General features: G+C 66.1%; 27 protein-coding genes. 18 read left to right on the top strand and 9 right to left on the bottom strand.

Annotation, left to right across the window (positions count from 1 at the left end):
- Nucleotides 1-13: 13 nt before the first annotated feature.
- Complete coding sequence (bla, locus tag ACQR1E_RS25760) at nt 14-1,162, bottom strand: class A beta-lactamase (RefSeq protein ID WP_434897722.1); 1,149 nt, start codon at nt 1,160-1,162, stop codon at nt 14-16.
- Between bla and ACQR1E_RS25755 the strand changes: the two genes are divergently transcribed.
- Complete coding sequence (locus ACQR1E_RS25755) at nt 1,070-1,891, top strand: LysR family transcriptional regulator (protein WP_434897738.1); 822 nt, start codon at nt 1,070-1,072, stop codon at nt 1,889-1,891. The two genes, bla and ACQR1E_RS25755, sit on opposite strands and share 93 nt — an antisense overlap.
- 78 nt (nt 1,892-1,969) lie before the next feature.
- On the opposite strand, the gene ACQR1E_RS25750 is transcribed toward ACQR1E_RS25755, so the two are convergent.
- Entirely contained in the window at nt 1,970-2,926 is a 957-nt protein-coding gene (locus tag ACQR1E_RS25750; RefSeq protein WP_434897721.1) for a helix-turn-helix domain-containing protein, read from the bottom strand.
- 191 nt (nt 2,927-3,117) lie between these two features.
- Here ACQR1E_RS25750 and ACQR1E_RS25745 point away from each other — a divergent pair, with 191 nt between their 5' ends.
- Nucleotides 3,118-4,134 (top strand): carbon-nitrogen hydrolase family protein, encoded by a 1,017-nt coding sequence (locus tag ACQR1E_RS25745; protein ID WP_434897720.1) that lies wholly within the window; start codon nt 3,118-3,120, stop codon nt 4,132-4,134.
- 240 nt (nt 4,135-4,374) lie between these two features.
- Nucleotides 4,375-4,767, top strand: a complete 393-nt coding sequence (locus tag ACQR1E_RS25740) for a hypothetical protein (protein ID WP_434897719.1) — start codon at nt 4,375-4,377, stop codon at nt 4,765-4,767.
- A 39-nt stretch (nt 4,768-4,806) separates the two neighbouring features.
- Here the strand turns inward: ACQR1E_RS25740 and ACQR1E_RS25735 are convergent, their stop codons facing one another.
- A complete protein-coding gene (locus ACQR1E_RS25735) occupies nt 4,807-5,742 on the bottom strand; it encodes a glycine reductase (RefSeq protein WP_434897718.1) in 936 nt (311 codons plus the stop codon).
- Between the two features lie 192 nt (nt 5,743-5,934).
- On the opposite strand from ACQR1E_RS25735, the gene ACQR1E_RS25730 reads away from it, so the two are divergent.
- From ACQR1E_RS25730 to nadC, 8 genes are all read left to right on the top strand, one after another.
- Nucleotides 5,935-6,900, top strand: a complete 966-nt coding sequence (locus ACQR1E_RS25730; RefSeq protein WP_409977993.1) for a transglycosylase SLT domain-containing protein — start codon at nt 5,935-5,937, stop codon at nt 6,898-6,900.
- Between the two features lie 121 nt (nt 6,901-7,021).
- Nucleotides 7,022-7,768: an AzlC family ABC transporter permease gene (locus ACQR1E_RS25725; RefSeq protein ID WP_316165108.1), complete on the top strand. Its 747-nt coding sequence runs from the start codon at nt 7,022-7,024 to the stop codon at nt 7,766-7,768.
- On the top strand, nt 7,765-8,109 hold the full coding sequence (locus ACQR1E_RS25720; protein ID WP_315718383.1) for an AzlD domain-containing protein: 345 nt from the start codon (nt 7,765-7,767) through the stop codon (nt 8,107-8,109). Before ACQR1E_RS25725 ends, ACQR1E_RS25720 begins: the two co-directional genes overlap by 4 nt.
- Before the next feature lie 78 nt (nt 8,110-8,187).
- On the top strand, nt 8,188-8,670 hold the full coding sequence (gene tsaA, locus ACQR1E_RS25715; protein WP_434897717.1) for a tRNA (N6-threonylcarbamoyladenosine(37)-N6)-methyltransferase TrmO: 483 nt from the start codon (nt 8,188-8,190) through the stop codon (nt 8,668-8,670).
- 15 nt (nt 8,671-8,685) lie between these two features.
- Nucleotides 8,686-9,645 carry an NUDIX hydrolase gene (locus ACQR1E_RS25710; protein ID WP_434897716.1) on the top strand — a complete coding sequence of 320 codons (960 nt, stop codon included), beginning with the start codon at nt 8,686-8,688 and terminating at the stop codon, nt 9,643-9,645.
- Nucleotides 9,646-9,713: 68 nt separating this feature from the next.
- Entirely contained in the window at nt 9,714-10,700 is a 987-nt protein-coding gene (gene nadA, locus ACQR1E_RS25705) for a quinolinate synthase NadA (RefSeq protein WP_315827266.1), read from the top strand.
- Nucleotides 10,697-12,250 (top strand): L-aspartate oxidase, encoded by a 1,554-nt coding sequence (locus ACQR1E_RS25700; RefSeq protein WP_316165112.1) that lies wholly within the window; start codon nt 10,697-10,699, stop codon nt 12,248-12,250. Before nadA ends, ACQR1E_RS25700 begins: the two co-directional genes overlap by 4 nt.
- Nucleotides 12,247-13,095: a carboxylating nicotinate-nucleotide diphosphorylase gene (gene nadC / locus ACQR1E_RS25695; RefSeq protein ID WP_315752985.1), complete on the top strand. Its 849-nt coding sequence runs from the start codon at nt 12,247-12,249 to the stop codon at nt 13,093-13,095. Before ACQR1E_RS25700 ends, nadC begins: the two co-directional genes overlap by 4 nt.
- On the opposite strand, the gene ACQR1E_RS25690 is transcribed toward nadC, so the two are convergent.
- The 4 genes from ACQR1E_RS25690 to ACQR1E_RS25675 all read right to left on the bottom strand — a co-directional run bounded on the left by ACQR1E_RS25690 (nt 13,096) and on the right by ACQR1E_RS25675 (nt 16,188).
- A complete protein-coding gene (locus ACQR1E_RS25690) occupies nt 13,096-13,521 on the bottom strand; it encodes an HIT family protein (protein WP_315752984.1) in 426 nt (141 codons plus the stop codon).
- A gap of 60 nt (nt 13,522-13,581) precedes the next feature.
- Nucleotides 13,582-14,790, bottom strand: coding sequence for a GNAT family N-acetyltransferase (locus ACQR1E_RS25685; RefSeq protein WP_434897715.1), 1,209 nt, complete (start codon nt 14,788-14,790; stop codon nt 13,582-13,584).
- Between the two features lie 102 nt (nt 14,791-14,892).
- Nucleotides 14,893-15,645, bottom strand: coding sequence for a glycerophosphodiester phosphodiesterase (locus ACQR1E_RS25680; RefSeq protein WP_315827262.1), 753 nt, complete (start codon nt 15,643-15,645; stop codon nt 14,893-14,895).
- A 75-nt stretch (nt 15,646-15,720) separates the two neighbouring features.
- Complete coding sequence (locus ACQR1E_RS25675; RefSeq protein WP_315827261.1) at nt 15,721-16,188, bottom strand: RidA family protein; 468 nt, start codon at nt 16,186-16,188, stop codon at nt 15,721-15,723.
- A 205-nt stretch (nt 16,189-16,393) separates the two neighbouring features.
- Here ACQR1E_RS25675 and ACQR1E_RS25670 point away from each other — a divergent pair, with 205 nt between their 5' ends.
- Nucleotides 16,394-17,251, top strand: coding sequence for a cell envelope integrity EipB family protein (locus ACQR1E_RS25670; RefSeq protein ID WP_315718393.1), 858 nt, complete (start codon nt 16,394-16,396; stop codon nt 17,249-17,251).
- Nucleotides 17,252-17,259: 8 nt separating this feature from the next.
- Here the strand turns inward: ACQR1E_RS25670 and ACQR1E_RS25665 are convergent, their stop codons facing one another.
- Both ACQR1E_RS25665 and ACQR1E_RS25660 read right to left on the bottom strand, forming a co-directional pair.
- Nucleotides 17,260-18,567: a DNA polymerase IV gene (locus ACQR1E_RS25665; protein WP_315827260.1), complete on the bottom strand. Its 1,308-nt coding sequence runs from the start codon at nt 18,565-18,567 to the stop codon at nt 17,260-17,262.
- On the bottom strand, nt 18,564-18,863 hold the full coding sequence (locus ACQR1E_RS25660) for a DUF3572 domain-containing protein (protein WP_315718395.1): 300 nt from the start codon (nt 18,861-18,863) through the stop codon (nt 18,564-18,566). Before ACQR1E_RS25660 ends, ACQR1E_RS25665 begins: the two co-directional genes overlap by 4 nt.
- Before the next feature lie 216 nt (nt 18,864-19,079).
- Here ACQR1E_RS25660 and ACQR1E_RS25655 point away from each other — a divergent pair, with 216 nt between their 5' ends.
- The 6 genes from ACQR1E_RS25655 (at nt 19,080) to ACQR1E_RS25630 (ending at nt 24,624) form a co-directional block, all read left to right on the top strand.
- Nucleotides 19,080-19,445, top strand: coding sequence for a response regulator (locus tag ACQR1E_RS25655; RefSeq protein WP_008964019.1), 366 nt, complete (start codon nt 19,080-19,082; stop codon nt 19,443-19,445).
- A gap of 12 nt (nt 19,446-19,457) precedes the next feature.
- Complete coding sequence (locus tag ACQR1E_RS25650) at nt 19,458-20,879, top strand: PleD family two-component system response regulator (protein WP_315718396.1); 1,422 nt, start codon at nt 19,458-19,460, stop codon at nt 20,877-20,879.
- Between the two features lie 878 nt (nt 20,880-21,757).
- Nucleotides 21,758-21,928 carry a hypothetical protein gene (locus tag ACQR1E_RS25645; RefSeq protein ID WP_315740306.1) on the top strand — a complete coding sequence of 57 codons (171 nt, stop codon included), beginning with the start codon at nt 21,758-21,760 and terminating at the stop codon, nt 21,926-21,928.
- A 465-nt stretch (nt 21,929-22,393) separates the two neighbouring features.
- Complete coding sequence (locus tag ACQR1E_RS25640) at nt 22,394-22,801, top strand: DUF1127 domain-containing protein (RefSeq protein WP_315752977.1); 408 nt, start codon at nt 22,394-22,396, stop codon at nt 22,799-22,801.
- Between the two features lie 467 nt (nt 22,802-23,268).
- Nucleotides 23,269-23,670 carry a DUF1127 domain-containing protein gene (locus ACQR1E_RS25635; protein WP_315827259.1) on the top strand — a complete coding sequence of 134 codons (402 nt, stop codon included), beginning with the start codon at nt 23,269-23,271 and terminating at the stop codon, nt 23,668-23,670.
- 255 nt (nt 23,671-23,925) lie between these two features.
- Complete coding sequence (locus tag ACQR1E_RS25630; RefSeq protein ID WP_316187310.1) at nt 23,926-24,624, top strand: aspartate/glutamate racemase family protein; 699 nt, start codon at nt 23,926-23,928, stop codon at nt 24,622-24,624.
- Nucleotides 24,625-24,732: the final 108 nt, after the last annotated feature.

Raw genomic sequence — 24,732 nt, 5'->3', positions numbered from 1 at the left:
CCGGATGCTCGAACTACCCAGCCTGTCCCATCACGACGTCTGCAACCGCCCGCGCGACTTTCGCGATCGTTGCGTTGCGATCCTCGGGAGACGCCTGTGAACCAGTCAGATAGGCCGTGACCAGAACCGGTTTGCGGCCCGGGGGCCAGAGAATGCCGATGTCGTTGGTCGTGCCGCGGTCCCCAGCGCCCGTCTTGTCGGCGACGCGCCAGTCACGCGGCACACCGGCGCGAAGCCGAGTGTCGCCAGTCTTGTTGGCGATCATCCAGTCCGTCAATCGCTGGCGCATATTCGTCGACAAAACCTCGCCAAGGAGCACGCGGCGCAGGTTCTGTAGCATGGCGGCCGGACTGGTCGTGTCGCGAGGGTCGTCGGCCAGCGCCTCGTTGAGCTCAATTTCCCAGCGGTCCAGGCGGCTGATCTCGTCGCCGATCGATCGGGCAAAACGCGTCAGACCCGCAGGACCGCCGATCTGCCGCAACAGGAGATTTCCCGCGGTGTTGTCGCTCTGGGTGAGCGCAGCTTCGCAGAGCTCGGCGAGTGTCATGCCGCGGCCGACGTGCTCCTTGGTCACCGGCGAATATGTTACGAGATCCTTCGCCTCGAACGGGACGCGCGTGTCGAGATGCAGTTCGCCGGCGTCGACGCGCTTCAGGACAGCCGCGGAAGCCAGACACTTGAACGTGCTGCACATCGGAAAGCGCTCGGCCGAGCGCAGGCCCGCCTCGAACCCGCTCTCGGAGTCGAGGACGGCGATGCCGAGCCGTCCGAGACTCTCGCGCTCGATGCGGGCGAGTCCCCTTCCAGATGCGCCCTTCGGTCGGCCGCCGCCTTCGCCGCAGGTGATGGCAGCCCGCTCGCCGCAGCCGCCATCCCGAGGATTCCAAAACCCAGATGCCGTCTCGTCAGCATGTTCATTCTCCAGTGACTGCGCGAACCTGCCGAACGAGGTGACGACTGACAAACGATCATTTATTCGTCGAGCCATGAGCAGAACTTGGTCATCATGCCTATCCGCAGCCATCTCCCTTTGAACGCCTTGCGGGCCTTCGAAGCATCCGCCCGGCATCTGAGCTTCACCAAGGCAGGCTTGGAGCTCAGGGTCACGCAGACCGCGATCAGTCACCAGGTGAAACAGCTCGAGCAGATGTTGGGCGCTCACCTGTTCCGGCGCCTGCCGCGTGGCCTCACGTTGACTGACGAAGCCCTGGCTCTGTTTCCCGTCCTCAACGATGCGTTCAGTCGCATCAGCGGCGCGATCGATCGCATCGAAGCGAAGGGAACCCGCGAGGTCGTGACCGTCGGCTGTGTCGGCACCTTTGCAACGGGATGGCTGTTGCAACGTCTCGACGGTTTTCGAGATGCGCACCCCCATATCGACCTGCGCCTCCTCACCAACAACAACCGCATCGATATCGCTGGAGACGGGCTCGACATCGCGCTTCGCTTCGGCGACGGATCCTGGCACGGCACTGAGGCCATCCATCTGATGTCTGCCCCGCTGTCGCCCGTCTGTCATCCCGATGTCGCGAGTCGTCTGCGCGCGCCGTCGGACCTCGCGGACGAAAATCTCCTGCGGTCGTATCGCTCCGAGGAATGGCCATTATGGTTTGCAGTCGCGGGCGCTCCATGCCCGATGATCCAGGGGCCGATCTTCGACAGCTCCGTCGCGATGGCCGAAGCGGCCGCGCGCGGCGTCGGCGTTGGCCTGGTTCCGATCGCCATGTTCAACTGCGAGCTCGAGACGGGTCGGCTGGTCCGGCCGTTTGCGGCTGGGGTCGCCGCCGGTTCTTATTGGCTGACCTGGTTGAAGTCGAAAGAACCGACGTCCGGCATGCTTGCCTTTCGTGACTGGCTGGTCGATGCCTTGCGCGCCGATCCGCCGCGCTGACGGCCGGGCGCCACCTCGCACAAGCCGAGGGCGCGAACAGTGCCACGAGGCGCGTGAGGCGGGCGCGTTGCGGCCAGCTTAGCGCTTCGCGGCGCTGCGCCGCCACTCGCGTGGCGACAGGCCGAACTGCTCGCGGAACACGCGGCCGAAATGCGAGAGGTCATTGAAGCCCCAGCAAAACGCGATCTCGCTGATCTGACGATGCGCCAGCATCGGCGAGCCGAGATCGCGCCGGCACTGCTTGAGCCGCTCGGCCAGCACGAAGCGTTGGAACGACGTCTCCTCGTCCGAGAACAGATCATTGACGTAGCGCGTCGATAGCCCGAGCTCGCGTGCGATCTCCGGCAGTGAGAGGCCGGCGTCGGATAGTCGGGTGCGGATGTGCGCCTTGATCCGATAGAGCAGCGTTGCGCGATGGCTCGAGGCGGGCAGGGGTTGTGCGCGCAGCCGCTCGGCCAAGGTCATGGCGAGCAGGTCGGCGGCCTGGTTGGCCAGAGGTTCGGCATGCTCGGGGCCGATGTGCTCGGCGCGTTCGCAAAGCCTGACGATGAACTCATGGGCAAGGGGCTGGAGCGGGCTGTCGGGGCCGAAGCTGATCGCCGTCACGGTCTCCGTCGGGCCGATCCGGCGCTGCAGCATCTCGCGCGGGAGCTTGAACACGATCTGCTTGAACGCGGCGTCGAACTGCAGCTCATAGGGGCGGGTCGTGTCGTAGATCGCGAACTCGCCGGGCCGGATCACGGTGTCGCGGCCATCCTGGACGACGCCGCCGATTCCCTCACGTCCGAATGCGACGAGAACGAAGTCGGCATCCGCCCGAGAGATCCGCTGCGAGGTCCGGTGCACGCGCTGCCGGTCCGAGGCAACCTCGGAGCAGACAGCCCGTCCCAACGCGGTATGGGTCACCGAGCCGCGAAACGCGCTGCCGAGATCGGACGTGCAATCGAGCCCGACATAGACGTCGCAGACGATGTCCTGCCACCGCGCCAGCCGGCGGTGGCCCGGGCTTCCGTCGGTGGTGAACAGGATCGGCATCGCTCCGTCTCCCCCTGCACCTGTGCCGGCTTGATCTGTGGCAATGCAGCAAATTCCGGGCCGGCTGGGGTCTTCGTCTCGGCCGCAGTCGAATTTTCGTTCCCTGGCAGACGAGCGCGAAAGCCGGCTGGCGTCAATAGTTGGCCCGGTCGCGGCGCCACCGCCGCGCACGGCATCAGGGAGCAGCAGCGATGGGACTGGCACATCCGAAATACAAGGTGGCGGTGGTGCAGGCGGCACCGGCCTGGCTCGACCTGGACGCCTCGATCAAGAAGACCATCGCCCTGATCGAGGAGGCGGCCGACAAGGGCGCCAAGCTGATCGCGTTTCCGGAGGTCTTCATCCCCGGCTATCCCTGGCACATCTGGATGGACTCGCCGGCCTGGGGCATCGGTCGCGGCTTCGTGCAGCGCTATTTCGACAACTCGCTGGCCTATGACAGCCCGCAGGCCGAAGCGCTGCGGGCTGCCGTGCGCAAGGCCGGGCTGACGGCCGTACTGGGACTCTCCGAGCGCGACGGCGGCAGCCTCTACATCGCGCAATGGCTGATCGGCCCGGACGGCGAGACCATTGCCAGGCGCCGCAAGCTGCGGCCGACCCATGCCGAGCGTACCGTCTACGGTGAGGGCGACGGCAGCGACCTTGCTGTGCATGATCGTCCCGACATCGGCCGGATCGGTGCGCTGTGCTGCTGGGAGCATCTGCAGCCGCTGTCGAAATATGCAATGTACGCGCAGAACGAGCAGGTGCATGTCGCCGCGTGGCCGAGCTTCTCGCTGTACGATCCGTTCGCGCCGGCGCTCGGCGCCGAGGTCAACAACGCCGCCTCGCGCGTCTATGCGGTCGAGGGCTCGTGCTTCGTGCTGGCGCCGTGCGCCACCGTCTCGCAGGCGATGATCGACGAACTGTGTGACCGGCCCGACAAGCACGCGCTGCTGCATGTCGGCGGCGGCCACGCCGCGATCTTTGGTCCGGATGGCTCGTCGCTCGCCGAGAAGCTGCCGCCGGAGCAGGAAGGCCTGCTGATCGCCGAGATCGATTTGGGCATGATCGGCATCGCCAAGAATGCCGCCGATCCGGCGGGACACTATTCGCGCCCCGACGTCACCCGGCTGCTGCTCAACAAGAAGCCGCTCAACCGGGTCGAGCAGTTCGCGTTGCCGGTCGACACGGTCACTCCCGGCGAGGCGCCATCGGCGGCTGGCTGACGGTCCCGCACCGCGACCGTAGAGTCGGAGTGGCTCGACCGGCGCTCGACGTGCTCCTATACCGTCCGCGCGACATTTGATGGGCTGCGATCAATCCAGATCGCCGCCATTCTGCGCCGATACCGGGACGGCTGCCTTCATCCTCGAAATTTTCTGGCACAATCGCATCGGTGATTGGCCCGGACGACTTGCGTTCGCCCTCTGATTGCTTCACGATTTCGTGGGCAAGGGGGGAGAATCATGTTCGTAGCGTGGCGCAATATCGGTCTTTTGGGTGCTTTGCTTCTTGGCGCCTGTGCTTCGAGTTCGGCCGACATCACCCCGAGCTATGTCTCCCCAATGATCTATCAGTCCTACACCTGCCAGCAGCTTGCTATGGAGGCCCAGAGTGTCTCTTCCCGCGCTGCCGTGCTTTCGGGGGCCCAAGACAAGCAGCGGACAAATGACACGATTGCGACCACGGCTGCCGTCGTGATCTTCTGGCCAGCAGCATTTTTGGTCGGAGGAGATAAGCAGACTGCTGCAGAGTTGGGCAACATGAAGGGGCAGATGGTTGCCATCGAGCAGGCATCGATAGCGAAGAAGTGCAATATCCAGTTTCAAAGGCCCGAGCCGAAGGCTGAAGGAAAATAGGCTGTTCGATTCCGATGATGTCGAGCTAGCTCAATGTATCTAGCCTGATGTCTCACGAACCTGCCGCGCGATCGCCTTCTGCGCATCGAACTCGGCGCGCCGCCGTGCCAGCTCGTCCGGCGCGAGCATGGCGGGATTGCTGTAGTCGCGCTTCCAGCCGTGATCGTCGCTCCAGTGCAAGGGCGATTGCACGGTCGTGCGTGCGGCTGGTGAACTCTCGAGGACACGCAAAGCCAACTCGAGCGTGAAGGCCTGCGAGGCCGCGTCGTGCGGCTTGCCGGCGGAATTGCCCAGCGGAAAATCCGAGAACAGGAAGCGCGGCGCGGCGGCATGCTCGACGATGTCCTTGGCGCAGCCCATGACGACGGTCGCGACGCCGTTCGCTTCGAGATGCCGTGCCACCAGGCTCACGGTCTGGTGGCACACCGGACAGTTCGGCACCAGCACGACGGCGTCGATCTCGTCGGCGCGGCAGCGCGCGAGAATCTCTGGCGCATCGGTCTCGATCGTGACGCGGTGGCTGCGATTGGTCGGCGCGCCGAAGAAGCGCGGTCCGACCGCGCCGATGCGGCCTTCACCTGCCAGCCTTAGGAGCTGTGGTAGCGGAAACCAGGTGCCGGAATCCTCGGCCGAGGTGTGCGCGCGATCATAGGCGATGTGGGAAATGCGCAGGTCGTGCTGCGCCGACGTGTCGCCGTCATAGACGGAGTAGAACTTGGCGCCGCCGTTATAGGGCGCGCCGGGGCCTTGATCGCCTTTGGCGGGATCGAAAGGCGCGGCCGTGGTGACAATGGTGATGCGCGACTGCGCGAGCGGCTTGCGCAAGGGATGGAACGGCGCCGACGTGTAGTGAGCCCAGCGATAGGGCGTGTCATAGCCGATCGCGAGATAGTAGTCGCGCGTGCGCGCCATGTAGGACAATGGCGCATCGCTTTCGGGCGCGAAGCCGAGTCTGTCGTCGGTCGGTGCGGTCATCCCTCGCGCTCCCTGCGGCACTCGGGGATTGCTAGCCGGCTCGTTCGCTGTGTCAAGGCGCCGCGCGGTGGAACCCCGCATGGTCTTCGGCTTTGTCTGTCGGCAGAATTCAACCATTGCACCGCGCTCACGATGCTTTCCATGGTTTCGGTTGCTCGCATTGCCTGTCTCGGCCTTGCCTTGATGCTGACCATGCCCTTGTCCGGCGTGGCGGCGGAGCAGGCCTCCGACCGTGACGCTGCCGTGCCGGCTGATCCGAAGGACGGCGCCCGGCAGGATTCGCCGCAGGAGGCTGCCAAGCCGGCAGACGCTGCGGCAGAGGGCTCGGAGAACAAGTCCGAGGAGGCCAAGGAGAGCGGTACGCGCGAGGCGATCTGCCTGATGATCGAATCCGCAGCCAAGGCGAATGATCTGCCGCTCGAATTCTTCGCTCGCGTGATCTGGCAGGAGAGCCGCTTCCAGAGCGATGCAGTCGGGCCGGTCACGCGCAACGGCCAGCGCGCGCAGGGAATCGCGCAGTTCATGCCGGGCACGGCGAACGAGCGCCAGTTGCTCGATCCGTTCGATCCGGTTCAGGCGCTGCCGAAGTCGGCGCAGTTCCTGGCCGAGCTGCGCGACCAGTTCGGCAATCTCGGGCTCGCGGCGGCGGCCTACAATGCGGGGCCGCGCCGGGTGCAGGACTGGCTCGCCGGCAAGGGGCAGATGCCCTGGGAGACCCGCAACTACGTCTCGGCCATCACGGGAGCCACGATCGATGAGTGGGCGGCCGCCGGTAACGGCGGCAAGACGCCGCCAAGCCCGCCGCCGACCTCGTGTCGTCAGCTGATGGCGATGTTGAAGCGCGCGCCGAATCCGTTCGTCACGGAGCTCGAGCAGCATGTGGCGCTGTCGGCCGCGAAACCATGGGGCGTCCAACTGGCTGCAGGCTTCGACCGCAACAAGGCGCTCGCGATGTATTCGCGGGCGATCAAGGGGCTTGGCCCGGTCATCGGCGACCGCGACCCGAGCCTGCTGTCGTCGGTGATGCGCTCGCGCGGCAACCGCGCCTTCTACCAGGTGCGGATCGGCGCCGAGACACGGGCCGAGGCCGACGCGCTCTGCAGTCGGATCCGCGAGGCCGGCGGTGCCTGCTTCGTGCTGCGCAATCGCTCCGGATAGAGCTGCCTCAGCGCTGCGTGTGGGGGATGGCTGCGCCGGACGCAGACCCGCGCGCGCCTGATGGCGGTTGACGCGAGCGGCTTTCACCAGCCTTATCGCGGTTCGTTCCGCTAGGCCGCTCGTGACACTTCCTCCGCTCGATTCGCCGCAATGGCATGGTTCACTGCGCGCCTTCGGCTGGGGGCTGCGCGCGACGTCAGCGACCATCCTGTCACTGGTGCTGTTCGTCACCTTCATCGGCATCGGCGCGCTCGCCCACGATACCCGTTTCAGCATGCTCTGGGCGATCCTGAGCACGGTGCTGGTTTGGGCCGGTCCAGCGCAGATCATCCTGGTCTCCACGCTCGGCTCCGGCCAGACCATTCTGCAATCGGCGATCGCGGTCACGATGAGCGCGATCCGGCTGTTTCCGATGGTGGTGGCGGTGCTGCCCCTGATCCGCTCGCCGCAGACCAAGCGGCGGCACCTGGTGCTGATCGCCCATTTCACCGCCGTGACCCTGTGGGTCGAATGCTATCGCTTCCTGCCGCATGTGCCGCGCGATCGCCGCATCGCCTTCGTGCATGGGCTCGGCAGCGGCCTGATGGGGATTGCGCTGATCGCGACCATCATCGGGTATCTTCTCGCCGCCAATCTGTCGCAGACCTTCGGCGCCGCGGTGCTCTTGCTGACGCCGCTGGCCTTCCTGTTCTCGACCCTGCGCAACGCCAGGGAGCTTGCCGACGTGCTCGCGCTCGGTCTCGGCCTCGTGCTGTATCCTCTGGCCGCCCAGCTCGACAGCGGCGTCGACATCCTGGTCAGCGGCGTCGTCGCCGGAACGCTCGCGTTCGGCGCGCACAAATGGCGCGAGCGGCGGGGGCTGGCATGAGCGACTTCATCGGCGATTGGCATGCGCTCGTGGTGCTGCTGGTGGCGGGCGTGATCCCCAACCAGATCTGGCGCCTGCTCGGACTTTGGTTCGGCAGCGGGCTCGACGAGGGCTCGGACCTGCTGATGTGGGTCAAGGCGGTCGCGACCGCCATCTTGGCGGGGGTCATCGCCCAGATCCTGGTGCAGCCGCCGGGCGCGCTCGCCAGCGTGCCTTGGGGGCTGCGCTACGGTGCCGTCGTTGCCGGCCTTGCGGCCTTCATGGCGAGCCGCCGCTCGATCTTTGCCGGTGTCGTCTGCGGCGAAGCCGCGATGCTGGCCGGCAAATGGTGGCTCGGCTGAGTTGCGCGATCTTGCGCGACCGCAATTGCGGTGAGCCGAGGTTCGGATAGATTGCCGGGAAGACCCAAGGACTCCGCAATGACCACTGATTCCGATCTCCGTCCGGGAGAAGTTGCCGTCGACGCGCCACAGCCGCGCGACGCCACGCTGTATTTCATCGGCCGCATCCGCACGCCCTGGACCTCGCGGCTCGAGACGCCGCGGCAGGGCAGCTTCGAGGGGCCGGTGTGCCGGCTCGAGATCTTCGAGCCCTGGGTGCCGGCGCTGCAGGGCATCGATCGTTTCAGCCATCTCCAGGTGCTGTACTGGCTCAACCGGGCGCGCCGGGATATCGTCAAGCAGAGCCCGCGCCATCATGACGGCGAGACCCGGGGCACCTTCGCGCTGCGCTCGCCGGTGCGTCCCAATCCGATCGGCGTGTCGACCGTCCGCTTCGTCGCGTTGGAAGGCAACACCGTGCTGGTGCGCGGTCTCGACTGTCTCGACGAGACGCCGCTGATCGACCTGAAGCCGGATCATTGCGCGTTCACGCCGGCGGCGAAGGGTGAGGATGACAAATAGGACCGACGGATCCGGATGTCGAAGGTGAACAAGCGGCCGCAGAAAACGGTGACGGCTCAGGATGCGATCACGGCGGACCTCGTCGCCGTGCTGGTGGCGGTGACCGACGGGCACCCGAAGATCATGACGATCGAGCATGCTGCGGCGCTTCCGAGCGGACCGTTTCAGTTCGCGCACCGCTCGCTGCAGATGGGGCTGCGCGCCTGGGTCGAGGCGCAGACCGGCCATCCGCTCGGCTATGTCGAGCAGCTCTACACCTTCGCCGACCGCGGTCGCGGCGGCGATCCCGACGCGCCGCACCGCATCTCCATCAGCTATCTCGGCCTGACCCGCGAGGAAGAGGGGCGTGAGGGCGCGGATGCGCAATGGTCGTCGTGGTACGACTACTTCCCGTGGGAGGATCATCGCGACGGACCGCCGACGATCCTGGCCAAGATCATCGCGCCGAAGCTGAAGGCCTGGGCGCGAGCCGCCGACGAGCCGGCGCTGCAAAAGACGAGATGGCAGCGCGCCGCCATCACCTTCGGTCTCGATGGCCGCGAGTGGAACGAGGAGCTGACGCTGCAGCGCTATGAGCTGCTGTACGAGGCGGCGCTGATCCCCGAGAGCGTGCGCGAGAAGGGGGCCAGCCAGCCGATGCTGCCCGGGCGCGCCATGATCGGTGATCACCGTCGGATTCTCGCCACCGGCATTGCCCGCCTGCGCGCCAAGATCAAATACCGGCCGGTCGTGTTCGAGTTGATGCCGGAAGAATTTACACTGCTGCAATTGCAGCGCAGCGTCGAGGCTCTCGCCGGCCGGCTCGTGCACAAGCAGAACTTCCGCCGCCTCATCGAGCAGCAGGAACTGGTTGAAGAGACAGGCGCAATTGCTGCCGACACGATTGGCCGGCCGGCCAAGCTGTTTCGCTTCCGGCAGGGGGTGCTGGCCGAGCGGGCGGTGGTCGGAACCAAGCTGCCGCTCTCGCGATATTGATCTCCCGCTCTTGACACAGCTTATGCTCAGGATAAGTATAAGCCATCTTATGCTCACGGAGAGTATAAATGGTCGATCTTGTCCTGCCCGCCGTCGCGCCGAATGCATCGCTTGCTGAGCGTCTGAGCCGGGTGATCCCGCCGCCGGAATGGGCTGTCTTCGAGGACGATGTCGAAGCCATTCTGGCGCTGAAGCGCCGGCGCAATGCCGTGGTGCTGGCGCACAACTATCAGACGCCCGAAATCTATCACGGCGTCGCCGACATCGTCGGCGACAGCCTGCTGCTGGCGCGCGAAGCGACCAAGGTCGATGCCGAGGTGATCGTGCTCGCCGGCGTCCACTTCATGGCCGAGACCGCCAAGCTGCTCAATCCCGACAAGACGGTGTTGATCCCCGACGTAGAGGCGGGCTGCTCATTGGCGGAGTCGATCACCGCCGACGACGTGCGGCTGATGCGCGCGCGCCACCCGGGCGTGCCCGTGGTCGCCTATGTCAACACGTCGGTGGCGGTGAAGGCCGAGTCCGACGTCTGCTGCACCTCCGGCAACGCGCGCGCGGTGGTCGAGTCGCTCGGTGTCGATCACGTCATCATGCTGCCGGATGAATATCTCGCGCGGAACGTCGCCGCACAGACGAAGGTCAGGATCACGGCTTGGAAAGGGCATTGCGAGGTGCATGAGCGCTTCAGCGCCGAGGACGTCCGCACGCTGCGCGACAACCATCCTGGTGTCACCGTGCTCGCGCATCCGGAATGTCCTCCAGAGGTCGTGGCGGAGGCGGACTTCGCCGGCTCCACCGCGGCGATGTCGGACTTCGTCGGAGCAAGAAGGCCGGCCCGCGTGGTGCTGCTGACGGAATGTTCGATGAGCGACAATGTCGCCGTGCTCCATCCCGACATCGAGTTCATCCGCCCCTGCAATCTGTGCCCGCACATGAAGCGGATCACCCTGAAGAACATCCGCCACGCGCTCGAGACCAACACGCACGAGGTCACGATCGATCCCGCGATGGCCGAGCGCGCGCGGCGCGCAGTGGAAAGGATGCTGGCATCATGAGCATCGATGTTTCGAAGTTGATCGGCCGTCCCGTGATCATCGGCGGCGGTGCCGCAGGTCTGATGACGGCGCTGCAGCTTGCGCCCGAGCCGGTCGTGCTGTTGTCGAAGTCGCCGCTCGGCGCGGAGGCGTCGAGCATGTGGGCGCAGGGTGGACTGGCTGCGGCGGTTGGCGATGACGATGATCCGGGGCTGCATCTGAAGGACACGCTCGCCGCCGGAGCCGGATTGTGCGGCGAGGCCGCCGCGCGCCGCATCATCGATGCGGCGCCGGCCGCGGTCGAGCGCCTCGCCCAGCTTGGCGTTGCGTTCGACCGAGGTGCGGATGGACGTTGGCGTCTGGGCCTGGAGGCCGCACACAGCCGCAACCGGATCGTGCATGCGACGGGCGACGGCACGGGACGCGAGATCATGCGCGCGCTGATCGCGGCTGTCAGGCGTTGTGCTTCGGTGACCTTGCTCGAAGGCGTCGAGGCGCGCCGGCTGATCGTCAATGACAACGCGATCCAGGGCGTGGCTGCGGCGCGCGGCGATGAGGCTCTGATCCTCGCCACGACGCGCGTCGTGATCGCAACCGGCGGCATCGGCGGCCTGTTCCTCGACAGCACCAATCCGGCCGGCTGTTTCGGCCAGGGCCTCGCGCTGGCGGCGCGGGCCGGGGCCGTGCTGTCCGATCTCGAATTCGTGCAGTTTCACCCCACCGCGTTCGACGGACCGTCGCGGCCGCTGCCGCTGCTCACCGAGGCGATCCGCGGCGACGGCGCCGTCCTGATCGACGACACCGGCACGCGCTTCATGGCCGACGAGCCCGGCGCTGAGCTGGCGCCGCGCGACGTAGTGGCGCGGGCGGTATGGCGCCGCCGTGCGCAAGGCCGCCGCGTGTTCCTCGATGCGCGCAACAAGCCGGGCAAGGATTTCGCCGCGCGCTATCCCGTGATCAGCGCGTTCTGCCGCATGGCGGGCATCGACCCCGCGCGCGATCCGATCCCGGTGCGGCCGGCCGTGCACTATCATATGGGCGGCATCGCTGTTGACACGATGGGACGCAGCACGGTCGAGGGCTTGTGGGCCTGTGGCGAGGCCAGCCGCACCGGCCTGCACGGCGCCAACAGGCTCGCCAGCAACTCGCTGATGGAAGCGATCGTCTGCGCGCAATGGGTGGCCGAAAGCGTGGCCGGCGCGCCGCAGCGTGCAGGCAAGCCGTGCGCGGTGGCTGCCATTCCGCCGGCGTCCGATCCGTCGGCCGCACGGCCGCTGCTGTCGCATGCGCTCGGCGTGATGCGCGAGCATCGCACGATCGCGGCTGCCGTCAGCGGCCTGCTTCCGCTGGCAGAGCAGGCCGGGCCCATGGCTGACCCGGCGCTGGTCGGCTTGATGCTCGCGGTCGCGGCCCATGCGCGGGAGGAGAGCCGCGGCGCGCATTTCCGCAGCGATCGTCCGGGCACGCTGCCCGTCGCGCAGCCATCCAGCCTCACTCTGCCCGAGGCGATCGCGGTTGCCCGCGACATTGTCGAGGCGGAGCAGACGCCGTCCAGGAGCGCAGTGCCATGACTCTCAATCCTCTCTCGCCTTTGCTCTACGAGCCGCTGGTGCGCATGGCTCTGCTCGAGGATCTCGGCCGCGCCGGCGACATCACCACCGATGCCATCGTCCCCGCCGAGCAGCGCGCATCGCTGAAGCTGCGGGCGCGCCAGCACGGGGTGATCGCGGGCCTCGATGTGGCGCGCTGCGCCTTCCAGACCGTCTCGCCGGACGTGCGCATGGAGATCGTGCGACCGGACGGCAGCGTCGTGACGCCGGGAGACGCGATCGCGACCATCAGCGGCCCGGCACGGGCGCTCCTGACCGGCGAGCGCGTGGCGCTCAACTTCCTCTGCCGCTTGAGCGGGGTCGCCAGCGCGACGGCGTCCCTGGTATCGGCGGTGAAGGGGACGAAGGCGCAGATCGTCTGCACCCGCAAGACCACGCCGGGCCTGCGCGCGCTGGAGAAATATGCGGTGCGCGCGGGAGGCGGCGGCAATCACCGGTTCGGGCTCGATGACGCCGTCCTGATCAAGGACAACCACATCGCCATCGCCGGCGGCATCCAGGCTGCCATCACGCGCGCAAAGGCCCATGCCGGCCATCTCGTCAAGATCGAGGTCGAGGTCGACACTCTGGCTCAGCTCGAGCAGGCGCTGACGCTGGGCGTCGATGCGGTGCTGCTCGACAACATGACGCCGGCGGAGCTCGAAACCGCGGTCGGCATGATCAGCGGCAAGGCCATCTCCGAAGCCTCGGGCCGGATCACCGTGGAGACCGCGCCCGCGATCGCCGCGGCCGGCGTCGACCTGATCTCGGTCGGCTGGATCACGCATTCGTCGGCCGCGCTCGACATCGGGCTCGACGAGGCCTGATCAGCCCTTCAGCGCCGCAATCAGCTTGGCGGCGTTCTCCTCCAGCACCTTCGGATCTTCCTTGCGGCTCGCCGGCGGCAGCAGGGAATCGCCGTTGCGGCGAGGCATGATGTGGACGTGCAGGTGGAACACCATCTGGCCGCCGGCATGCTCGTTGAACTGCTGCACCGTGATGCCGTCGGCGGCGAACGCGGTCTTGGCGGCACGGGCGATGGTGCGCACGGCACGGCCGACGTGGAGATAGTCCTCCTCGGTGATGTCGAGGATGTTGCGTGCAGCGGCCTTCGGGATCACCAGGGTGTGGCCGGGCACGCGCGGCATGATGTCGAGGAACGCCAGCACGTGGTCGTTCTCATAGACCTTGGTGCAGGGGAATTCGCCGCGCAGGATCTTCGCGAACGGATTGTTGGGATCGTAGGCGGTCATGGGCAGTCCCTTAAGCGGTTCCTCTTGGTGCGCCTTACTCTCACCGGCACGTGTCGCCGGTCAAGACGGCTCGTCCATGCCTTTCCGGAACGGGGCGGATTCGGCGAGTTCGCGGCCGGCTTCCTCGACATAGGCGCGCTCGCGCTTGAGATAGTCGTCAATGGCCCGGCGCAGGCGGCGGTCGGCGATGTAGTGCGCGGAGTAGGTGGTCTGCGGCAGGTAGCCGCGCGCGATCTTGTGCTCGCCCTGAGCGCCAGCTTCGACGACTTGGAGCTTGTGCTGGATCGCAAAGTCGATCGCCTGGTAGTAGCAGACCTCGAAATGCAGGAACGGGTGGTGCTCGATGGCGCCCCAGTTGCGCCCGAACAGTGTGTCCGAGCCGATGAAGTTGATCGCGCCGGCGATCCAGCGGCCCTCGCGCTTGGCCATGACCAGCAGCACGTCGTCGGCCATGCTCTCGCCGATCAGCGAGAAGAACTTGCGGTTGAGATACGGCCGGCCCCACTTGCGTGAGCCGGTCTCCATGTAGAATTCGAAGAATGCGTCCCAGGCGTCCTCGGTGATGTCCTTGCCGGTCAGCCAATGGATGGTGATGCCGGCGGCCAATGCGTCGCGCCGCTCGCGCTTGATCGCCTTGCGGTGGCGCGAATTCATCGTCGCCAGGAAATCGTCGAAGGTGGAAAAACCCTGATTGTGCCAGTGGAACTGCTGGTCGGTGCGTTGCAGGAAGCCCTGCGCGGCGAGCAGCTGCCATTCGGCCTGCCGGGCGAAGGTGACGTGGACCGAGGACGCCTCGCTGATCCCGCACAGCGCCTTCAGTCCCTGGGCGAGGGCATTGCCGATCATGTCCCGGTCCTGGTCGGCGCGGATCAGCAGCCGCGGCCCTGTGGCCGGCGTGAACGGCACCGAGACCTGCAGCTTCGGATAGTAGCGCCCGCCGGCCCGCTCATACGCATCGGCCCAGCCGCGGTCGAAGACATATTCGCCCTGCGAGTGGGACTTGAGGTAGCACGGCACGACGCCGAGGACCTCGTCACCCATCTTCGCCACCAGATGGCGCGGCGCCCAGCCGGTGCGCAGGGTGGCCGAGCCGGAGGCTTCGAGCGCCGAGAAAAACGCGTGTGAGATGAACGGATTGTAGCCGCGCCCGCAGGCGGAAGATGAGCCGGGACTGACGCGGCCCTCGGGATTGGCACAGGCGTCCCATGCTGCGGCCGGGACCTCGTTGATCCCGGGAACGGCTTCGAGCGTGATCTCAGGCGATGCCATCGAATCCTTGTCAAACGGGCCGGCACGGCACGCCCCGGCCGGGACGCCCCAGATGCCACGCCCTGAAGATCGTGCATCGCAGCAGCGAGTTCAAGGCCGGCGTCACGTCTCCGGCGTAAACCCCTCGAAGATCATCTGATCCGCATAGCGGGCTGCGGCGGCGCGCTGCTCGGGGGTGCGGACGGTCCAAGTCAGCAGCGGGCAGCCGAACACGTTGCGCGCGATCCAGGGGGCAGGCGCAGGCAGCTGCTCGACCCAATAGGCGACGAAATGCGGCTGGCTGCTGAAGCCATGCTTGAGATGCAGCATGCTGTCGCGCTGCGCCTGGGTCAGCTTGGCCCAGTAGCCGTCCTCGTAGCTGCGCTGCGCGACGATGCCGCGCGTCAGCGTCGGCATGGTCTCGCGCAAGGCGCGGACCTGGTCCGGATCGAACGACATCCCGACCACCGGGCCGGAGTAGGACGCCAGCACCTCGGCCATGCGCCGGACCAGCCGGCGATCGCCCTGGAACGTGCTCTTGACCTCGATGACCAGCGGCACGCGCCCGGCGATCAGGTTGCAGAGGTCGCCGAGCGTCATCATCTGCTCGTCGGTCTGCTTGAACTTGATCGCTTTCAGCTCTGCCGCGGTCTTCTCGATCAGCGGGCCGGTGCCCTCGGTGAGGCGGCCGAGATCATAGTCGTGATGCACCATGGCCTCGCCATCGGCCGACAGCTGGATGTCGCATTCGATGGCGAAGTTGCCGGCCACGGCGCCGCGTGCGGCGGCCGGCATGTTCTCGATGATGCCGCGATCAGCATCGTGCAGGCCGCGATGGGCGACGGGGCGGGCCGTCAGCCAGTCAGGTGCGCGCATTCGCCCCGTCCGTTTTGCTGGCGCATGATCTCGTCGGAAAACCGCCGCGCACTATTCCGGATCATGCGCTCTCTCTCACTCAACCTCGAACACACCTTCGACTTCCACCGCCGCGTCCGACGGCAGCGCCGACACGCCGACGGTGGTGCGGGCGTGCCGGCCCTTGTCGCCGAACGCTGCGACCATCAGGTCGGAGGCGCCGTTGAGCACCTTGGGCCCGTCGAGGAAATCGGGCGCCGAATTGACGAAGCCGCCGAGCCGGACCACGCGCACGACCTTGTCGAGATCGCCGACCGCCGCCTTGACCTGGGCGAGCAGGTTGATCCCGCAGCCCTCCGCGGCCGCATAGCCGTCCTCGATCGACACGCCGCCGCCGAGCTTGCCGGAGGCGATCATCTTGCCGTCGGCGCCGAGGCAGACCTGGCCCGACACGAACAGCAGGTTGCCGGTGCGCACGAACGGGACGTAATTGGCCACCGGCGCCTTTGGTGCCGGCAGTGTGATGCCCTGTGCCGCCAGATTCTGTTCAACCGTACCCGCCATCTCGAATCCCCGTTCTGTCGCCTGAAAGCCGGTCCCGTGCCGGACCGAGGCCCTGTTTGGCGCAGTTGCCAGTGACATGCAAGCAGCCAGCACCGACGCGATTCCGGCGCTTTAAGCGCACGTTTCCGTGAGACAGCCGCAGTTGCGACGCAATGCAGCGATCTCTAATGTGACGGTTCAGCGATACGTCCTCCGAGGAAAACTCATGGCTCATTCGTTCCGACTGTCGATGGGAGCGCTCGCCGTCGCGGCGATCACGTTCGGTCCGGCGCAGGCCGGGGCGGCGGTGCCGTTCCTGCCGCATCAGGCGCTCTATGACCTGAGCCTGGTCAAGTCGCGCGGCTCGAGCCCCGTCAACAGCGCGCGCGGTCGCATCCTCTACAATTTCTCTGGCAACGCCTGCAACGGCTACACTTCGGAATTCCGCCAGGTCTCGGAGCTCGATCTCGGTGAGGGCAAGGTGACCCTGAGCGACCTGCGCTCCACCGCGTGGGAGGACGGCGCCGGCAAGAGCTACCGCTTCAAGATCGACTCGCGCATGAACGAGCAGGCCTCCAGCCCGGTCGACGGTATCGCCGAGCGCACCGGCGATCACATCACCGTCAAGCTCAAGCAGCCCGAGGCGAAGACCTTCACGCTCGACGGCTCGACCGTGTTTCCGACCGAGCAGATTCATCGCATCATCGCCGCCGCGCGCGAGGGCAAGTCGCTGCTCGAGCTGACGGTCTATGACGGCTCGGACAATGGCGAGAAGGTCTACAACACGCTGACCGTGATCGGTGCGCCCGTGCCGGCCGACAAGGCGGCCGCCAAGCCCGACGCCTCGACCGACAATGACGAGATGAAGAAGATGACGCGCTGGCCGGTGACGGTCAGCTATTATGACCGCGACGCCAAGCGGGCCGAGGGCGAGCAGACGCCAGTCTACGCGATGTCGTTCGAGCTCTACGAGAACGGCGTCTCGCGCGCGCTCGTGCTCGACTACAATGATTTCGTCATCGCCGGCGCGCTGGGCAAGTTCGACGTCAAGGACGTGAAGGACGGCAAGCCTTGCAGCAATTGACCGGGGCATCATTCCGTCTGCTCCGGGCCGTCATAGGCGATGCCGCGGATGACCGCGGCCTGACCGAACTTCTTGCGTAGCGCATCGATCGCGCGCTCGGCCGAGGCCGAGCGGCGGTCGAGCATGTCGGTGTCGGAGGCCTCCGAGCCCGGGCGCAGCGCGCTGACGCCTGCGCCCATCAGCCGGAACGCCGTGCCGTCGGTCTCGCGCGCCAGCATCTCCTTGCAGATTGCGAAGATCTTGCCGGCGAGCTGCGTCGGCGCCGCGATCGATTGCGAGCGCGTTCGTTGGCGGAAGTCCGCGGTTTTAAGCTTCAGCGTTATGGTCGACCCGGCGAGCTGGCTCGCCTTCAGCCGTGCCGACACCTTCTCCGACAGCCGCCACAGGGTCTTTTCCAGGGTCGCGTAGTCGCGGATGTCGGTGTCGAAGGTGGTCTCGCTGGAGATCGTCTTGGCGCCGCGATCGGCCACGACCTTGCGGTCGTCGATGCCGCGCGCCAGCCGCCACAGCCTGCGGCCGTCACCGCCGAACTGCTTCATCAGCTCGATCTCGTCGGCACGCTGCAGGTCGGCGATGGTGCGGAAGCCCTGGTTCGCCAGCCGCTGCTGCGTGGCGGGGCCGACGCCGAAGATGAAGCCGACGGGCTTGTCGGCCAGCATCGCCGGCGCCTCGTCCTGGCCGAGCGCGGCGAAGCCGCGGGGCTTGTCGAGATCGGAGGCGATCTTGGCGAGGAACTTGTTGCAGGACAGCCCGACCGAGACGGTGATCCCGATGCGCTGCTCGATCTCGCGGGCGAAGCGCGCCAGCACCTTTGCCGGGATCATGCCGTGGACGCGCTCGGTCCCGGACAGGTCCAGGAACGCCTCGTCGATCGACAGCGGCTCGACCAGCGGCGTCAGCGCCTGCATGGCCTGCCGGACCTCGCGGCCGACGCGGACATATTTCGCCATGTCCGGGGGAATCACGACCGCTGCGGGACACAGCTCCAGTGCCTTGAACATCGGCATCGCCGAGCGCACGCCATAGGTGCGGGCGATGTAGCAGGCGGCCGACACCACGCCGCGCTTGCCGCCGCCGATGATGACGGGCCGGTCGGCGACCTCGGGATTGTCGCGCTTCTCGACGGTCGCATAGAACGCGTCGCAGTCGATATGGGCCAGCGTCAGCGCGGGCAGGGCGCGATGGCGGACGAGGCGCGGCGAGCCGCAGACCGTACAGCGGCGCGCGCCATCATCGAGGTCCGTCAGGCAGTCGCGGCAGAAGCAGGCCGGCCCGGCGACCGCGCGCGACCCGCTCGCTGGCGCTGACTTGGTCACGGCACGTCGCGCTCCCACTGCCGGTCGCCCAATACCTGCCGTGCTGCCATGATATTGGTCGGATGTAACTTGGAGTGGGCGGCAAAAGCCTTTACCGTCTCGTCGTCGCGCAGCACGAAATCGAGCACGCTGACCAAGAAATTGGGGTCGGCGGCCGAGGATCGCAGCGTCTCCGGCCCAATCCCGGTCTCGGCCAGGAAGCGGCCCAGCCGCTCCGGTTCGCCGGCCAGGAAGCCGAGGGCCTGAACTGCAACGATTTCAGCGACTTCGCGCGGATTTCGAACGGGCTTTTTCAACGGCGGATTTGCCTTTCCGTTAACTTGTCGGCTCTACTTTGCGCCATCATGCCCGAGTCTTCGGAATGGGTTCAAGCAAGTGGAAACCATCTCGGGGAAAGATCGAATACCGACTTAACGGCTTAGAACGAATCTGGGGCTAGTTTGAATTAGATGAGTAGCGGTGGACAGGCGTCCGCCAGAGGACATGCCGGTGTCAGTGATTCGGAGGGGCGGATGGGCAAGACCGTCCTGATCGTGGAAGACAATGAGCTCAACATGAAGCTCTTCCGCGATCTGTTGGAAGCCCACGGGTACCAGACGTCCGGTACGTCCAGCGGCGTGGAGGCGCTCGACATCGTGCGCCGGACCCGCCCCGATCTGATCCTGATGGACATCCAGCTGCCGCAGGTCTCGGGCCTGGAAGTGACGAAATGGATCAAGGACGATCCGGATTTGCGTGCCATCCCGGTGGTGGCAGTGACGGCCTTTGCCATGAAGGGCGACGAGGAGCGCATCCGCGAGGGTGGCTGCGAAGCCTATCTTTCCAAGCCGATCTCGGTCGGAAAATTCATTGAAACGGTACGCCGCTTTATCGGCTAAGGAGTTTCTGCAGTGTCCGCGCGTATCCTCGTCGTCGACGACGTCCCGGCCAACGTCAAGCTGCTGGAGGCGCGGCTGTCGGCCGAATATTTCGACGTGCTGACCGCCGCGAACGGCGCCGAGGCGCTGCAGATCTGCCAGCGCGCCGAATGCGACATCATCCTGCTCGACGTCATGATGCCGGACATGGACGGCTTCGAGGTCTGCCGCCGGCTGAAGTCGAATCCGGCCACGCATTTCATTCCGGTTGTCATGGTGACGGCGCTCGACAGCCCGTCCGACCGCGTGCGCGGCCTGGAGGCCGGTGCCGACGACTTCCTGACCAAGCCCGTCTCCGACGTCGTGCTGATCGCGCGCGTGCGCTCGCTGACGCGGCTGAAGATGATGACGGACGAGCTGCGCATGCGCGCGCTGACCTCGCTCGAGATCGGCGTGCAGGCGCCCGAGCGCAACGCGGTTGCCGACGCCGGCAAGGGCGGGCGGGTGCTGCTGGTCGACGACCGGCCGTCGTCCTACGAGCGGCTCGGGCCGATGCTGGCGACCGAGCATGCCATCGACGTCGAGACCAATCCCGCCGAGGCCGTGTTCAACGCCGCCGAAGGCAATTACGACCTCGTCATCGTCTCGCTCGACCTGAACGATTACGACGGCCTGCGGCTGTGCAGCCAGCTGCGCTCGCTGGAACGCACCCGGCAGGTGCCGATCCTCGCGATTGCGGAAGCCGAGAACAATTCGCGGCTGCTGCGCGGCCTGGAGATCGGCGTCAACGATTATCTGCTGCGTCCCGTCGACAAGAACGAGCTGCTGGCGCGCGCCCGCACCCAGATCCGCAAGCGCCGCTACACCGACCATCTGCGCGACAACGTCCAGAACTCGATCGAGATGGCGATCACCGACGCGCTGACGGGCCTGCACAATCGCCGCTACATGGAGACGCATCTTTCGACGCTCGCCGACCAGGCCGCGAGCCGTGGCAAGCCGCTGGCGCTGATGATGCTCGACATCGACTACTTCAAGTCGATCAACGACAATTACGGCCATGATGCCGGCGATGACGTGCTGCGCGAGTTCGCCATGCGCGTGCGCAAGTCGATCCGCGGCATCGATCTCGCCTGCCGCTATGGCGGCGAGGAGTTCGTCATCGTGATGCCCGAAACCGACCTGCACGTCGCCGGCATGGTCGCCGAGCGCTTGCGGCGCTCGGTCGCCAACGAGCCGTTCTCGGTGCACAAGGGCGAGAAGCGCATCGAGGTCACGACCTCGATCGGGCTGTCGACCCTGGAGCAGAAGGGCGAGCCGATCGCCGACGTCATGAAGCGCGCCGACAATGCGCTCTACCGCGCCAAGAACGAGGGCCGCAACCGCGCGGTGGCGATCGCCCCCGTGCATCAGCCGGCGCCGTTCCTGCCGCAAGCCGCCGGCCGCGGCCGCTAGAGGGGCAGGGCGGCGGTCCCGTGTGACCGCCGCTGAGCATCCGTTGCTGGCGAATAGCGTCATCTTTCTCCACATCGTCATTCCGGGGCGCGCGGAGCGCGAGCCCGGAATCCATAACCACGATCGGGAGTATGGATTCCGGGCTCGCCCTACGGGCGCCCCGGAATGACGGCGAGTGCGGAGCCGATTGTTTCCACACATCACTCTTCATCCTCGCCGCGCCTCCGCGCCCGAGTTGTGCCATTCAAAGCCCTCTTCGAGAACAGAGGGCGCAGGGAAGGCCGGGTGCTGGTCGCACCCATGGTCCGCGTGCAGAAAGAAAGCACGCGGCAGAACCACAGGTACGAGCCGGACATCCGGCCCTCCCTGCGCGATGGCTTTACGGCTTACTCCGCGCTCTCCCCGGGGACCGGCGTTCTTGCCCCCGTCGCGAGCGCGCTTCGTCGCAGCGCCCGCTTGGCCTCAGCATCGGGAGGCCAGGACCACACGGCTTCACCGTGCGCATCAGGATGTTCGTCGGCGCGGACAAGCCACGCTGCAACCCGACACGCCCACCGCAGCCCACCTCACGCTCGTGACGATCGCGATGCGCCTCTCTTGGCGAGGTGGGATGTGCAGGGGGATAGCATGAATTCTGGAAAAGCGAAAGTAAAAAATTGCGATCTGGATAGCCGGCGAGAGCGATCTCGTTGAAAGCGTTCGAAAAGTTAGTCTTCGGCGCAGGACCGTCTCGGTGGCGCTCGATGGGGAGATCGCTTCCTCATCTCAATGCTTCAGGATGGACCCCTGATGATCAGGCCGACGCTGATCGGCCCTACGAACTTCAGGCGTCTCATGTTAGCTTGGTTGCGGCGTTGCTCTCTTGTTAGGGAAAAGGCATGAAGCCGCTTCGCATGGGTGTTTTGGCCGGCGTGCTGATGTTGTGTGGAGTCTTGGTCCTCGAAGCGCTCGGTGTGCAGACCAACCTTTTGGTTTTCATGGTCTTGGGAGGCGTTTCGGGCTCGCTGGCTGACATCTTGGATCGGTTCATGGCGGGGCGCGGTACGTAGCGCTGGTCAGCGCGCAAGGCCGGATGGTTGTGGACTCATTCCGACGTATCTCGGACGAGAGAGCGTCTGATGTTTGTGGAGTGTGCCCGATGTGGACATTTCAGCTGGTAGTCCGCACTCCGTAGGGCGGATCAGCGCGCCGCTTCACGTTCGCCGCAAATCGGCAGATTGAGCTGACGCCAATCCGCCCGCCGTGCTCGCGCGGTCGATCTACAACAACTCGCCGCCAGGATGTGGGGCGCCCAAATATCCCTTGATGTTGCGTGCGTGCCATGATACCTTATGTGACATGAGCAAATCGGTCCGCATCGTCAACTTCTATCACATGACCCGCTTCGGCTGGGCCGTGGAAGGAGTCGCGCGCTAGGAATTGGACGTTGCGATCGTTTCACCAGGCCCCGCCGGCATCGGACGGGGCCTTTTGTTTGGCCACGCTCCCTGCCGGCATAACAGCAGGAGCAGAGGATGCCACCCCATCAGACCAACGCGACGATCGACGCTGCGCACGTGTCGGCGCTCAACGTCGATCTCTCGATCGCGTCAATCACCGACGCGATCGACAGCGTGCAGCCATCGATGCAGTCCGAAGCGTCGATCGCAGCGTTGCGAGACGTGTCGCCAGAAAAGGACGCGGCCGGTCCGCCGGCAACGCCGACCTGGCCGATCATCCGCTTGATCGGCTGGTGCTGGCGCGCGATCCAAGAATGGCAACGCCGCGAGAGCGTGCGGGACTGCCTGCATGACCTGAGCGAACGCGAGCTCACAGATATCGGCATCACGCGCGCCGAGATCGAGCACATCGCCGCGCTGCGGACGCTCGACAGGTTGAGGGATGATCCATATCCGGGCGGCGTCTCGCGTCGGGGAATGTAGTTGGTCGTTGAAAGTGGCGACGCAGGGATAACCGACCAACAGCGCGAGATGGTCGCCGCGACGTCATTGCGAGCGTCAGCGAAGCAATCCAGGGTCCCGCACACGACTCTGGATTGCTTCGCTGCGCTCGCAACGACGGAGGTGAGATCGCGCTTATCTATGGACACTATCCTGCCGGAGACGTCGTCTGCGGGAGTTCGGCAGAACACAAGCCTCGCATAGGTGCTCATCTGCGAGCGCAGGAACTACATGCCTTGATCTGGCGCAATCATCGTGGTACCGACAAACCATGATCAACGTCGTGCGCAACTCCAACCGCAAACATGCGGCCCGCCGCAGCTGGGCCGTGGGAGGAGTCGTGCGCTAGGATTTCGACGACACGATCATTCCACCAGGCCCCGCCGGCATCGGACGGGGCCTTTTGTTTGGCCACGCTCCCTGCCGGCATCACGCAGCAGGAGCGACCGATGCCACCTCAGACCCATCTCACAGACGAGATCGCGCGCAATGCCGCCACGCGCGATCGCCCCCTCTCATTGGTGAAGAACGCGGTGCACCAGGCGCCAGCCGCGCCGCGACCCAACGCATCCGTCACGGTGCTGCGTGACGCGTTGTCGGAAAAGAATGCGGCCGGGCCGCCGGGCATCTCGGCTCCGGGGCTGTTCGGCCTGCTCGCGGGCTATTGGCTGGTGTTTCAGGAAGGCCGTCGGCTCAGGCGGATGAGAGTCCAGCTATGCGACCTGAGCGAGGCGCAACTGGTGGATATCGGCCTGACGCAAGGCGATCTCGACCATATCGCAGCCCACCGCGCGCTCGAGCGCCTGAGATTCGACATAGCGAACACCATGATGTCCCGCGGCGTGATGTAGCTGCGAACAGGCCAGTGCGAACAAATGTCTCGGCAGGGCGGATCAGCGTGTGATCGGCCCTGGCGATGTCGTGCGCGCGATCTGTTGCAACCGCGTCATTGCGAGCACAGCGAAGCAAGCCAGGGCTCAGCAAGGACTCTGGATTGCTTCGCTGTGCGCGCAATGGCAGAGGATGGTGCGCGGTGGGGTGATGTTCACCCTCGGCCGCTTTTCGCGCTATCATCGTCGTCAACGTTGATGGAAATGGAACGACGAATGGCAAAACATATCGGCATCGTCGGCTGCTCCGCCGAGGGCGCGGCGCTCTGCTATCGCACGATCTGCAAGGAGGGCGCCGACCTGCTCGGGCCGCATGGCCATCCCGAGGTGTCGATGCACACGCCGTCGCTCGCCGACTACGTGGCCTGCCTCGATCGCGGCGATCTCGCTGGAGTCGCCGAGCTGATGCTGACCTCGGCGCGCAAGCTCGCCGCGGCCGGCGCGGATTTCCTGATCTGCCCGGACAACACCATCCACCAGGCCCTGCCGCTGGTGCTGCCGCGCTCTCCGCTGCCGTGGCTGCACATCGCCGACGTGGTCGCGACGGAAGCGGTCAGGAGAGGCTACAGGCGTATCGGCATCACCGGCACCAAATGGCTCGTCGACAGCAATGTCTATCCGGATAGCTTGACCGCACACGGGCTGGCGTTCGCGCGTCCGGAAGAAGCCGATCGCGTCGAAGCCAACCGCATCATCATGGATGAGCTGGTCTACGGGCGGTTCGAGCCGCCCTCCGTCGCCGCGTTTCAGGCGATCATCACGCGGCTGAAGGAGGAAGGTTGCGACGCCGTCGCGCTCGGCTGCACCGAGATTCCGCTGATCATCGACGATGCCAACTCGCCTCTGCCGACGTTGGATTCGACGCGTCTGCTCGCGCGTGCTGCGCTGGCGCGGGCCACGTCCTGCGCCGGCTGAGAATTGCGGCAAGGCGCTGACCGTTCAGAGCGGGATGTGCAGGCAGCATTGGCTGCGACGCTCGCCATCCGGCCTTCGGACGCGCAGTTCCGTCGGAACCCCCTTGGG

Origin of the sequence: Bradyrhizobium sp. HKCCYLRH1030 (assembly GCF_051168395.1) — a bacterium.
GTDB lineage: Bacteria > Pseudomonadota > Alphaproteobacteria > Rhizobiales > Xanthobacteraceae > Bradyrhizobium.
Note: the sequence above shows the minus strand (reverse complement) of the source record. Positions and strands in the feature narration are given on the sequence as shown.